This is a genomic window from Enterobacter sp. S-33, from assembly GCF_028735835.1.
In the GTDB taxonomy this organism is placed as follows: Bacteria; Pseudomonadota; Gammaproteobacteria; order Enterobacterales; family Enterobacteriaceae; genus Enterobacter; species Enterobacter vonholyi.
Map to the genome: position 1 here is coordinate 105,304 of NZ_CP117838.1, position 12,082 is coordinate 117,385.

Consider the following 12,082-nt stretch of genomic DNA (forward strand, 5'->3'; position numbering starts at 1 on the left):
GCAAACTGGCGTTTGCGGTTTGTTATTGCATTATGACGCTGTGAGATACTTGTCTTTCGGGCCGTTATTTGCGCCCGGAATGGCCGAAGCCGCCTTCGCCACGGTCGGTGGCGTCAAAGTCTGCCACCAGGTTAAATTCTGCCTGTACCACCGGTACAAAGACCATCTGTGCGATACGCTCGCCTGGTTCAATGGTGAAGCTGTCCTGACCACGGTTCCAGACGGAGACCATCAGTTGACCCTGATAGTCGGAGTCAATCAGACCCACCAGGTTACCCAGCACAACGCCGTGCTTATGGCCCAGACCAGAACGCGGCAGGATCACCGCTGCCAGAGACGGGTCAGCAATGTGAATCGCCAGGCCAGTTGGAACCAGGGTAGTGGCACCCGGAGCCAGTTCTACGGCGTCATCGAGACAGGCGCGCAGGTCAAGACCGGCAGAGCCGGAGGTGGCATAGGTTGGCAGCGGGAATTGCTCGCCAACACGCGGGTCCAGAATCTTAACGTCGATTTTTTTCATCATAACGGGTAACGATCTCGTCCAGTAATTGTTGGCCCAGGAGTTCCTTGCGCTCAAGCGGTAAGACTTTATCTCCATCCTGCCAGAAAAGGTGCAGTGCGTTGCTGTCGCTGTTAAATCCCTGTGTGGCCAGCGATACGTCGTTCGCGCAAATCAAATCGAGGTTTTTGCGGGTACGTTTTTGCCGGGCATATTCTTCCACATTATTCGTTTCTGCGGCAAACCCAACAACGTATGGACGATGGCTTTTTAGTGCGGCGACACCGGCAACGATGTCCGGGTTTTTCACCATTTTTATTGTTAATTCATCGCCTTGCTTTTTAATTTTAGCCTCGGCGATCGTCTCGGCACGATAGTCTGCAACGGCTGCACAGCCGATAAAAATCTGCTGGCTTTGAGCATGTGCCTGCACGGCGGCTTCCATCTCCAGCGCGGTGGTAACGTCAATTCGCTTCACAAACGCAGGGGTAGGCAGCGATACCGGGCCGCTCACCAGCGTGACGTTCGCGCCGCGCTTCGCCGCTGCGGCGGCAATGGCAAAACCCATCTTACCGGAGCTGTGATTGGTGATATAGCGCACCGGGTCCAGCGGCTCGCGCGTAGGGCCCGCGGTAATCATGATGTTGAGATGTTGCAGATCGTTGACAGGCGAAAAATGGGCGGCGGCCATATCAACAATCGTCAGCGGATCAAGCATGCGACCCGGGCCAACGTCGCCGCAGGCCTGGCTGCCGCTGTCCGGTCCCCAGATAAGCAGTCCGCGTGAGGCCAGCGTCTCAAGATTGTGCTGGGTGGCCGCATTACGGTACATCTGCTGGTTCATAGCAGGAACGACGGCAACAGGCGCAGGCGTGGCCAGACAAATGGTGGAAACCAGGTCGTTTGCCATACCGGCCGCCACCCGAGCGATTAAATCGGCCGTGGCGGGGGCGAGGATAACCAGGTCTGCCCATTTACCCAGTTCAATATGGCCCATCGCGGCTTCGGCGGCCGGATCGAGCAGGCTGTCAGAAACCGGGTATCCTGAAACGGCCTGCAGGCTCAGGGGAGTGATAAAGGCTTTACCGCCTTCGGTTATCGCGACCCGCACGTCAGCCCCTCGCTCGCGCAGGCGACGCACGAGGTCCGGCGCTTTATAAGCAGCAATGCCGCCGCTCACGCCAAGAACGATTTTTTTACCGGCCAGGCTCATCATGATTCTTTCCTGTTGGGTTTCACCAGAGAGCAGGCATTTTATCACAATCCCCAAAGCGGGGTGATTTTGTCCTTCGGCCACTTTGCGAGGCGCCACGCAAGAACGCAATGTGGTCGTCGAGGGACGGATTGGCCTGTGGCAGCATGAGGTTAAAAAAGGGAGAAAGGGCATGGAAGAAAAGGATGAGGAGCTGCTGCCGCGCGAAAAACTGCTGCGCTATGGTGTCACCCTGTTAAAAGACGATGAACTATTGGCGCTCTTTTTACGTACCGGAACGCCCGGAAAAACGGTATTTACGCTGGCAAAAGAGCTGATAGCACATTTCGGTTCGCTGTACGGTTTATTGACCGCCGATCTGGCGCAGTTTAAGCACGTTGAGGGAATTGGCGTGGCGAAATATGCCCAACTGAGGGGCATAGCTGAACTTGCCCGCCGTTTTTATAATGTCCGCATGGAGAAGGAAGATCCGATCCTGACGCCAGAAATGACGCGTGAATTCCTGCAAAGTCAGTTAACCGATATTGAACGCGAGATCTTTATGGTGATCTTTGTCGATAACAGAAATCGAGTGCTTAAACATAGCTGTCTCTTTGCGGGCACATTGAGCCACGTTGAGGTGCATCCGCGTGAAATTGTGCGGGAAGCGATAAAAGTGAATGCAGCGGGCGTGATCCTCGCGCATAATCACCCCTCTGGCTGTGCAGAACCGAGCAGAGCTGACAAAGAAATCACCGAGCGCATTATCAAATGCTGTCAATTCATGGACATTCGTGTGCTGGACCATCTGATAATTGGCCGCGGTGAGTACATTTCTTTCGCAGAACGTGGCTGGATTTAGGCTATTTCTCGCGATCCATCGGGATCTTTGTCTGTTCGGGACTTGAGCACACCGCCGAGTCAGCGTATACTACGCCACCTTTGAGAATCTCGGGTTTGGCATTTGGGCCTGGCAATCGAGAGTTCACTTAGAACTATGCGATGACCGGGCTGTAAAGCCTGACGAGGCGCCGATACCCCATACGAAGCTCGAGCTAATTTGATTTTTGGAGAATAGACATGTCCCGAGTCTGCCAAGTTACTGGCAAGCGTCCGGTGACCGGTAACAACCGTTCCCACGCACTGAACGCGACTAAACGCCGTTTCCTGCCGAACCTGCACTCTCACCGTTTCTGGGTTGAGAGCGAGAAGCGTTTTGTCACCCTGCGCGTATCTGCTAAAGGTATGCGTGTAATCGATAAGAAAGGCATCGATACAGTTCTGTCCGAACTGCGTGCCCGTGGCGAAAAGTACTAAGTACTTAAAGAGGAAATAAATCATGGCTAAAGGTATTCGCGAGAAAATCAAGCTGGTTTCTTCTGCTGGTACAGGTCACTTCTACACCACCACGAAGAACAAACGTACTAAGCCGGAAAAACTGGAATTGAAAAAATTCGATCCAGTTGTACGCCAGCACGTACTGTACAAAGAAGCTAAAATCAAATAATTTTAGTCTCCTTGTAACGAAAAACCCCGCAACTGCGGGGTTTTTTGCATTCTGTATCTCAACGGAGGAACCATGCCTGAATTACCTGAGGTAGAAACCAGCCGCCGCGGTATTGAGCCCCATCTGGTCGGCGCGACGATTCTTCACGCGGTGATCCGCAATGGACGTCTGCGCTGGCCGGTGTCCGATGAGATCCACGCGTTAAGTGACAAACCCGTCCTGAGCGTACAGCGTCGCGCGAAATACCTGCTGCTGGAGCTGCCCGACGGCTGGATCATTATCCACCTGGGGATGTCCGGAAGCCTGCGCATTCTTACCGAAGAACTGCCTGCGGAAAAGCACGACCACGTCGATCTGGTGATGAGCAACGGCAAAGTGCTCCGTTATACCGACCCACGGCGCTTTGGCGCGTGGCTGTGGACGAAAGAGCTGGAAGGGCATAACGTGCTCGCGCATCTGGGCCCTGAGCCGCTCTCAGACGCGTTTAACGCGGAATACCTGAAAGCGAAGTGCGCGAAAAAGAAAAGCCCGATTAAGCCGTGGCTGATGGATAACAAGCTGGTGGTCGGCGTGGGGAATATCTATGCCAGCGAATCGCTGTTTGCCGCCGGGATCCATCCCGATCGGCTAGCCTCTTCGCTGTCGGCGGAGGAGTGTGAGCTGCTGGTCCGCGTGATTAAAGCCGTATTGCTGCGCTCGATTGAACAGGGGGGAACAACGCTGAAGGACTTCCTGCAAAGTGACGGCAAGCCGGGCTATTTTGCCCAGGAGCTGCAGGTGTATGGCCGTAAAGGCGAACCGTGCAGAGTCTGCGGCACGCCAGTGATTGCCACGAAGCACGCCCAGCGCGCCACGTTCTACTGCCGTCAGTGCCAGAAATAGCGCTACTTGAGCTTTTCCATCAACGCCTGGTGGACGTTAACCGGCAGGAAATGGGTAACGTCCCCATGATGGCGCGCCACCTCTTTTACCAGCGTGGACGAGATAAACGACCACTCTTTGGAGGGCATCAGGAACACGCTTTCCAGCTCCGGCATCAGGTGGCGGTTCATGTGCGCCAGCTGCATCTCATACTCGAAGTCTGCTACCGCGCGTAAACCTCGGATCAGAATATTGGCCTGCTGAGCGCGGGCGAAGTTAGCCATCAGATCGCTAAACCCGACCACCTCAACATTCGGTAGGTGCGAAATGGCATCGGTGGCGAGCTGCACGCGCTCGTTGAGATCAAACATCGGCTTTTTGCTGGGGCTGGCGGCAATGGCCAGGATCACCTTATCGAACATGCTCGCCGCACGGGTGATGATATCAAGATGACCGTTGGTGATCGGATCGAAGGTACCCGGATAAATCGCTTTTGTGCTCATGGCTCACGTTTTCTCTGAGTAGCCGCGGCAGAGCGCCCACAGCTCGGTGTATTTGTTGAAAGTATACTGGGCATTTACTACCGCGAGTAACCAGCCCTGCTTACCGTCCAGCACGCCACCACGCAGCAGCAGCGTTTTCAGAAACGCGCCCAGCGTGTGGGTGAAGATACCCGTCAGCGAGGCCTTCTTGCCGCGCTGGTGACGCTCCTGCGCCCATGCGGTGGCATAGTTGAGCTGTTTACGCTGGAAGCTCGCGAAATCACGGCAGGTCAGATGCAGCAAATCGCCCCTCAGGGGGATGACCTGGGCGCTATCGCAGCTCAGGGATTCATGAACCAGATTGTCATTGTACTGATACCGCTCGCGCTCGTAGAGGCGCATGACGCGATCGGGATACCAGCCGCTGTGGCGCATAAAACGACCAAGGAAGTAGTTGCGGCGGGCAATGCTGTATACGGCGCCAGGCTGGGGCGAGGAAAGCACCGCCTGAATGGCCTGCTGAAGTTCTGGCGTAATGCGCTCGTCAGTATCGAGCATCAGGACATAATCACCTGTGGCATACCCCTGCGCGCGCTGGCGCTGGATGCCATAGCCCTGCCAGTCAACGTTGACAAAGACTTTTGCGCCCGCTGCCCGGGCAACGTCCACCGTGTTGTCCGTACTTCCGGAGTCAAGAATGACTATCTCGTCAGCCCAGGCAACCGACGCCAGGCAGTCCGGAAGCAGGTCGGCGGCGTTTTTGGCGATCATCACGACCGACAGACGCGTTGACATTAGTGGCTCCGCTGAGGCAGATAAGGTTGCAGAAGCTGCAGCAGACGGGTCAGTGCGCCCTGGTTCTGGTGCAGCACTTCGACGGCATGGCGGCCGTACCACAGGCGATAATCTTCGTCAGTCAGAAGGGTCGATACTTCTTTGACCACCGAATCCGCATCGGTCACGGTAATTAAACCATCGGCCTGCTGTAATTTCGCGCAGATGTCTTTAAAGTTAAACGTGTGCGGTCCCATCAGCACCGGAATGGCGTGGGCTGCCGGCTCCAGCGGATTATGGCCTCCGCGCTCGACCAGGCTACCACCGACAAACGCGAGGTCAGCAATGCCGTACAGCAGCATCAGCTCGCCCATCGTATCGCCAATCACCACCTGGGTGCTGCCGGAAGGGATTTCACCGCTGCTGCGCAGCGTGAAGCTGAAGCCGCCTTTCTGGACCATTTCACGGGCATCTTTAAAACGCTCCGGATGGCGAGGCACGAGGATCAGCAGTAAATCAGGGAATTTTTCCAGCAGCTTGCGGTGAGCCTGCAGGATGATCTCTTCTTCGCCATCATGGGTACTGGTTGCAATCCAGACCTGACGACGTGGGGCCCACTGGCGACGCAGCGTGATGGCGCGAGCGGCGAGTTCAGGGGTTACAGAAATATCAAATTTCAGGCTTCCCGTTACCGCAAGCTGGTTGCGTTTCAGGCCCAAAGAGATAAAGCGTGCTGCATCTTCTTCATTCTGCGCGGCAATCAGCGTGATCTTACTGAGCAGGCGGCGCATAAATTTACCCAGCTTGCCGTAACCTTTCGCCGAGCGCTCTGAGAGGCGCGCGTTGGCAATGACCAGCGGGATTTTACGGGCATGCAGGGCGGAAATCATGTTCGGCCACAGTTCGGTTTCCATCACGATCACCAGCTTCGGGCGCACGGTGTTGAGGAAACGATTCATGGCGCAGGGCAGATCGTAAGGCAGATAAACATGCTGCACGTCTTTACCGAAAGCGGATAACGCGCGCTCCGAGCCGGTTGGCGTCATCGTCGTGACGGTGATTGGCAGTGAAGGGTAGCGGTGACGCAGGGCGCGAACCAGCGGGATCGCCGCCAGCGTTTCACCAACAGAAACGGAATGCAGCAAAATACCGTCCGGTACGACTTTATTGCGGCAGAAGCCATAGCGTTCAGCCCAGCGTTTACGATACGCAGGCGCTTTCCGGCTACGAAGCAACAGTCTCAGCCACACCAGTGGCTGAATGATGTAGAGCAGAGCGGTATACAACAATTCCAAGCGATTATCCGTTTTTTTAGTTTCGGCGGGCAAATTCTAAGCATTTAGGCCAGGTAAAGCTATCTCTTATGCCAGATACCGTTTCAAACGGAAATAACGTCTACCCAGCCGCCAGCGCAGACGCGGACTTTTTGCACTTTTCCAGATGAGTTTCCAGATGCCTGTTTCGAAGAACTCTTTAATAATCATTGATTTCTTCTTCTCATCCTTCATGTTGTCGAAGGTGTGAATAATTCCCAGCCCCTCTTTGGCAATTTGCCAGTGGCAGGCAGGGATCCCTTTTACCTTATCCGGGTAACGCTGATTAATGGCGTCGAGCATCTGCAGGATTTTCATGTAGTGACGCGCGGAACGAATCAGCGTGTCGTCATTGTCCGGCATATGGGACACCGATGCAGAGTGAATGTAGTAGTCGTAATAACGTTCACTGGTGTACTGAACCCGCTCTGCCGCGAGCAGCACTTCGGTGGTCCACGGAATATCCTGATGGCGCAGGCCGGGTTCAAAATGGAAGCTGTGTTTACGGATAAAGTCGTGGCGATAGATGTTCAGCCAGGTGACGTGAAGGAATTTGCGAGAATCCAACGCCATTTTTAACCACGCAGGGCCAGCCATGACCCCTGTCGAAGCCAGTTTGTCTTCAGGAAAAATCGGGCGCGAGGGTTTCTTGTTATTCTCCCAGACGTAGTTCCCGTTACAGGTGGCGACATCCAGATCCTGCGTGACGGCCATATCCAGCAGGCGCTGGTACATGCCTGGTTTAAAGACATCATCAATATCCGGGAAAGAGAGATATTGACCCGTCGCAACGGCCAGACCGGTATTACGCGCGATGGATACACCCTGGTTTTGCTGTTCTATGACCTGCATCTGCGGCAGTTTTTCTCGCCATTTCTCGACGATCTCCATCGAGCGGTCAGTAGAGCCGTCATTAACAATGATGACTTCCATGCTGTCGATGCGTTGATGGACAAGGCAGGTAAAGAACTGATCCAGGAAAGCTTCACCGTTATAAACGGCAACCACCACGCTTAACAATGGGGCTGAATTTTGCATAAGAAACCTGATTATTTTTGATTGTCGACCAGAGCAATATATTGTTGGCAAATGGCATTGATACCGAACGACGCGATGGTTGCATCGCCAACGACCGGCGGGGTGGTATAAATATCCGCCAGCGTTTTTGCCAGTGACTCGTCATTTAACTCTGCCAGGCCGCGCGCTAAAGCCCCGGTAAGGATTTCGGCAGGGCCTCCTGGGCAATTTGTACTGACCGGTGGCGTCTGGCAGATAATGGCTTCGACCAGCACATTACCAAAACCTTCGCAGTCAGAACTTAACACTAAAAGGCGTGCCCCTTTAATCCAGGGATAGGGATTGGACTCGAACGGGCGGAAAACCGTTTTGTTTTCAATGCCCAAATCGCGGGCAAGCTGCTTGAGTTTTTGAATTTGAGCGTCAGATCCATTGCCCATCATGACCAGCGTTGTGTCAATTTTACTCAGAGCGAACGCACGTAAGAGACGGTCGTGGCGTTTGTGCTCATGGAAGCGGCCAACATGAATGATGTAATCCTTTCCCTGCATCTCGAAGGGCGCATCCGCCAGACGCTGAATTTCAGGAATATCGAAAGGATTATGGATAACCGCTTTGCGTCGAAGATTGAGCGCCAGCGTCTCGGAAAGATCGTTCAACACGGCGCCTGAGACGGCGACGACGTTGCGGTTTTCGTAGGTATGACGAATTTTAAGATGTTTAAACCAGCGCGAAAGCCCGCTGCGATGGCGAAGATAGGAGAACGAGAACATGCCATGCACGCAGAACCAAACTTTGTTACGTTCAAGGGCGCGGCAGTGCGCCACAATCCGGTCTGTTTTGTGCAGATGAGAGAACACCACATCAAATTTGCCGCTGCGTTCAGCCCGCTCAATAGCTTGATCCAGCAATTGGGCGCGGCGTGGAATTTCCGTCAGCTTTCGCCACGGTTTTTTACATGTGTCCTGAACAACCTGATAATCGATGCCCTCCGGGATGGCGTAGTCGCACACTTTCCGCAGAGAGAATAGAGAGACCTGATGCCCCATATCTATTAATCCGCGGGAGAGTGTAAGAACCGTTTTTTCAGCTCCTCCACCGGGTAAACCATCAATAATCATTAGGATGCGCATTTTTAATCCAGTAATTTTTGATAAAGCGTAATAAGCTGACTTGACAGTTTTTCGGGAGTGGCGTCTTTTACACGTTCACGTGCCGCTCGTCCCATATTGTTATTTTTTTCCAGTGAAGGGATAGCGGCTACCGCTTCCTTCAATGTACTGATATCAAGCGCGTCACAATAAAATCCGTTCTGGCCTTGTTGAATAAACTCTGCACCACCGCAACTCTCTGAAGTAATGACGGGCAAGCCGCAGGCCATCGCTTCAAGAATAACGTTAGGAAAGGGATCATACAGCGTTGGTAACAGTAAACCATCGGATAGCTGATAAAAAGGCAGAGTTTCTTTTTGCACCCCCAGGAAACGGATTTGCCCCTCGCAGCCTAACGAACGGGCGAGGTCGCGATAACGATTTTCTGCTTTATCTTGTCCAACCACAATCAGCCAGGCCGATGTTCCAGCAATAGCGCGTATGGCGCTCGCCAAGCCTTTTCGTTCAAACCCTGATCCTACAAAACAGAACACCACCGCATTGACCGGCAAACCAAATTGTTGGCGCAAAATCGCACGTTGCGCCGCCTGGGCCGGAACGAATCGGCTGGAATCAATAGAATTATAAATCACATGGATTTTATTTGCGTCAATATCAAAGTCTTCAACGATTTCGCGTTTGATCATCTCCGCATTACAAATTACGGCTTTTAACTCAGGTGCCTGATACATGTCCCGTTCCGCGCGCATCACGTAGCGGTGATAGCGGTCATACATCAGCATTTGCGCACGCCAGGCAGGTAAAATGCGCGCGCGCTGAAGCAGCCAGCGACGATGCACTCCATCACCCGCGCGATAGATATCACAACCCGGGATGCGCTCATGGCTTTGAACAATATCAAACTGCTGTTGCTGCCACAGCGCGCGCGCGGCTTGTGCAAACCCGCGTTCTCGACTGATGCGGCCCCATTTTTGAGGGTTGCAAATGTGGATATGCCAGTCGTCTTGCTTCTCTCCCTGCCACTCACGCGTGATGACGTTGAGTTCAAGGTTCTGATTGCTCAATGCGGTGAGAGCTCGCGAAACGAAGCGCTCTGCCCCGCCATCAGGGCGATATTTTTGGCGAACAATGGCCAGACGATGGTTTTTCATGACAGATATCTCCTTGCAGCGGAGACGACTGCATCAACAGGAATGGCATCGAGATAGCGTTCTTTCGTTTTAGTATCAATGGCATCCGGATCGGGCAGCGGGCCGTAATCGCCGGCCCAGATCACTTCCCCTTTAACCTGCCACGGTGACCAGAATGTCAGTTTTGATGGACCAAACAATGCCACGCAGGGCGTTTGCAGCGCGGCGGCCATATGCATTGGAACGGAGTCAACGCCAATAAACAGAGAGGCATGATCGATAAGCGATGCCAGTTGACGCAGCGTCAACTGGCCTGCCAGCGAAACCACGCCGGTTTTGGGTGCGGCAGCGAGAATGCGATCGATCATCGCCAGCTCTTTTTTATCCGGCCCCGCGGTGAGCACAATCGTATGACCATCCTGCTGCAGAGCAGTCATGGTTTGCGCCATCTTGTCTTCGCTCCAGCATTTAAAGAACCAGCGGGACGTCGGTTGGATCACGATATAGCTGTCGCCCACACCTTTCTGCGTCAATCTTTGACGGGCATGATCCCAGTCTTCTTCGGTGTAGGCCATGGTTACGGCAGGCTGTGGCGCGATCGGCAATGGTGTCAAAATGGAGAGATTCTGTTCGACCGTATGCAGGGATTTATGGCCGTCGACAGAGACCAGATCGGTATGACAAAAACGCCAGAACGCACTATTGCGTTTGTTAAACGCAAATCCGAGGCGAACGGGGGCACCGGTGAAACGGGTAACGATCGCGCTACGCCATTGATCGGCAAGGTTAATTACCAGATGATAATGCTGATTTCTTAACGCACACAACAACTGCCACTCTTTTTGAAGATGCTTCAGCGTGCCCAGCTGTTTCCATTTGCGATCAATTCCATAAATTGTACCGATCGCTGGATGCGCGGCGAGCATATCGCGGGTTTCTTCATACAGCAGGACATCAATCTGCGCCTGCGGCCATTTTTGACGTAACGAATCAATGACGGGAGTGGTCAGCAACATGTCGCCATGATGGCGGAGTTTGATAAGTAAAATGCGCAAATCAGGTGTGTCAGGTAAGTTATTCATCATCATCTTATCGGCGTTGTACTGATGGCAATTCTAATAGACCTGTTAGCGACTTGCACTCTTTCTCCATAATCTCAGTAATTTCCCTGGAAGGGTTTACTCATGCTTTGGAGAGTGCGTAACATAGCGCTAACTTTCCTGTCTTGCGGACTCATTATGAACAAACCAGCGTTTATCATCACAATTGATACTGAGGGCGATAATCTCTGGCAAAATCACCGCGTCATTAAAACGGAAAACGCGCGCTATCTGGCGCGTTTCCAGACGCTTTGCGAGCGTTTCGGCTTTAAGCCCGTCTGGCTGACCAATTATGAGATGGCGATCGAGCCCGTTTTCATCGAATTCGCAAGGGACGCGATCGCCCGCGGTCAGGGGGAGGTGGGAATGCACCTCCACGCATGGAATAGCCCGCCGGAACACGATCTCACGGGAGATGACTGGCGCTGGCAGCCTTATCTGATTGAATTTTCCGATGAGATGATGCGCGAGAAAGTGCTGTTCATGACCCAACTGCTGGAAGAGACCTTTCAGACCAAAATGTTAAGCCACCGTGCCGGACGTTGGGCATTTGACAGTCGCTATGCAAAATTGCTCGTTGAACTGGGTTACCAGGTTGATTGCTCCGTGACGCCACGCGTGAACTGGCGCAATGCGAAAGGCGCCCCGCAGGGCAATGGCGGAACGGATTACCAGCATTTCCCCGACCACGCCTATTTCATGGACTTAGACAATATTTCCCGGGCAGGTAATAGCCCATTACTCGAAGTGCCGATGAGCATTCAGTATAAACACCCGGCGTGGTTGAACACGATCAAACAGGGTTACGATCGGCTTCGGGGTAAATACCGTTCCCCGTCCGTCAACTGGCTAAGACCGTCCGGTGGGAATGCGGCGCAAATGATTCAGGTCGCACAGCAATGCCTGTCGCAGGGAAATGAGTACGTGGAGTTTATGCTTCATTCGTCGGAATTTATGCCAGGCGGAAGTCCTACGTTTAAAGATGAGGCAGCGATAGAAGGGTTGTATCAGGATTTAGAAACGCTCTTTGGCTGGTTATCCGATAAGACGGTAGGGATGACGCTGGCGGAGTTTTATCAATACAAGAAAAAATAA

Annotated in this window: 14 protein-coding genes; 5 read left to right on the top strand and 9 right to left on the bottom strand. The window is 53.4% G+C overall.

Going from position 1 to position 12,082, the window contains the following annotated elements; genetic code table 11:
• Positions 1 to 64: 64 nt before the first annotated feature.
• A complete protein-coding gene (gene dut / locus PUP35_RS00460) occupies positions 65 to 523 on the bottom strand; it encodes a dUTP diphosphatase (RefSeq protein ID WP_008502691.1) in 459 nt (152 codons plus the stop codon).
• A complete protein-coding gene (gene coaBC, locus PUP35_RS00465; RefSeq protein ID WP_127732708.1) occupies positions 501 to 1,712 on the bottom strand; it encodes a bifunctional phosphopantothenoylcysteine decarboxylase/phosphopantothenate--cysteine ligase CoaBC in 1,212 nt (403 codons plus the stop codon). Before coaBC ends, dut begins: the two co-directional genes overlap by 23 nt.
• A gap of 172 nt (positions 1,713 to 1,884) precedes the next feature.
• Between coaBC and radC the strand changes: the two genes are divergently transcribed.
• The 4 genes from radC (at position 1,885) to mutM (ending at position 4,080) form a co-directional block, all read left to right on the top strand.
• A complete protein-coding gene (gene radC, locus PUP35_RS00470; protein WP_248175463.1) occupies positions 1,885 to 2,553 on the top strand; it encodes a RadC family protein in 669 nt (222 codons plus the stop codon).
• Between the two features lie 218 nt (positions 2,554 to 2,771).
• The gene (gene rpmB, locus PUP35_RS00475) at positions 2,772 to 3,008 is read left to right on the top strand and encodes a 50S ribosomal protein L28 (RefSeq protein WP_002436699.1); all 237 of its coding nucleotides are present in this window, start codon (positions 2,772 to 2,774) and stop codon (positions 3,006 to 3,008) included.
• Between the two features lie 22 nt (positions 3,009 to 3,030).
• Complete coding sequence (gene rpmG / locus PUP35_RS00480; RefSeq protein WP_003024094.1) at positions 3,031 to 3,198, top strand: 50S ribosomal protein L33; 168 nt, start codon at positions 3,031 to 3,033, stop codon at positions 3,196 to 3,198.
• Positions 3,199 to 3,270: 72 nt separating this feature from the next.
• Positions 3,271 to 4,080, top strand: a complete 810-nt coding sequence (gene mutM / locus PUP35_RS00485) for a bifunctional DNA-formamidopyrimidine glycosylase/DNA-(apurinic or apyrimidinic site) lyase (RefSeq protein ID WP_111964297.1) — start codon at positions 3,271 to 3,273, stop codon at positions 4,078 to 4,080.
• A gap of 2 nt (positions 4,081 to 4,082) precedes the next feature.
• Here mutM and coaD read toward each other — a convergent pair whose 3' ends face one another.
• From coaD to rfaQ, 7 genes are all read right to left on the bottom strand, one after another.
• Entirely contained in the window at positions 4,083 to 4,562 is a 480-nt protein-coding gene (gene coaD / locus PUP35_RS00490; RefSeq protein ID WP_111964298.1) for a pantetheine-phosphate adenylyltransferase, read from the bottom strand.
• A 3-nt stretch (positions 4,563 to 4,565) separates the two neighbouring features.
• Positions 4,566 to 5,336: a glycosyltransferase family 2 protein gene (locus tag PUP35_RS00495; RefSeq protein ID WP_271369140.1), complete on the bottom strand. Its 771-nt coding sequence runs from the start codon at positions 5,334 to 5,336 to the stop codon at positions 4,566 to 4,568.
• A complete protein-coding gene (waaA, locus tag PUP35_RS00500) occupies positions 5,336 to 6,610 on the bottom strand; it encodes a lipid IV(A) 3-deoxy-D-manno-octulosonic acid transferase (RefSeq protein WP_029740803.1) in 1,275 nt (424 codons plus the stop codon). The genes PUP35_RS00495 and waaA overlap by 1 nt, the downstream gene beginning before the upstream one ends.
• Positions 6,611 to 6,676: 66 nt before the next feature.
• Positions 6,677 to 7,666 (bottom strand): glycosyltransferase, encoded by a 990-nt coding sequence (locus PUP35_RS00505; RefSeq protein WP_143344487.1) that lies wholly within the window; start codon positions 7,664 to 7,666, stop codon positions 6,677 to 6,679.
• 11 nt (positions 7,667 to 7,677) lie between these two features.
• The gene (locus PUP35_RS00510; protein WP_271369141.1) at positions 7,678 to 8,778 is read right to left on the bottom strand and encodes a glycosyltransferase; all 1,101 of its coding nucleotides are present in this window, start codon (positions 8,776 to 8,778) and stop codon (positions 7,678 to 7,680) included.
• A gap of 2 nt (positions 8,779 to 8,780) precedes the next feature.
• The gene (locus PUP35_RS00515) at positions 8,781 to 9,908 is read right to left on the bottom strand and encodes a glycosyltransferase family 4 protein (RefSeq protein ID WP_149367271.1); all 1,128 of its coding nucleotides are present in this window, start codon (positions 9,906 to 9,908) and stop codon (positions 8,781 to 8,783) included.
• Positions 9,905 to 10,975, bottom strand: coding sequence for a putative lipopolysaccharide heptosyltransferase III (gene rfaQ / locus PUP35_RS00520; protein ID WP_274241562.1), 1,071 nt, complete (start codon positions 10,973 to 10,975; stop codon positions 9,905 to 9,907). Before rfaQ ends, PUP35_RS00515 begins: the two co-directional genes overlap by 4 nt.
• 150 nt (positions 10,976 to 11,125) lie before the next feature.
• On the opposite strand from rfaQ, the gene PUP35_RS00525 reads away from it, so the two are divergent.
• Positions 11,126 to 12,082, top strand: coding sequence for a polysaccharide deacetylase family protein (locus tag PUP35_RS00525; RefSeq protein WP_274241564.1), 957 nt, complete (start codon positions 11,126 to 11,128; stop codon positions 12,080 to 12,082).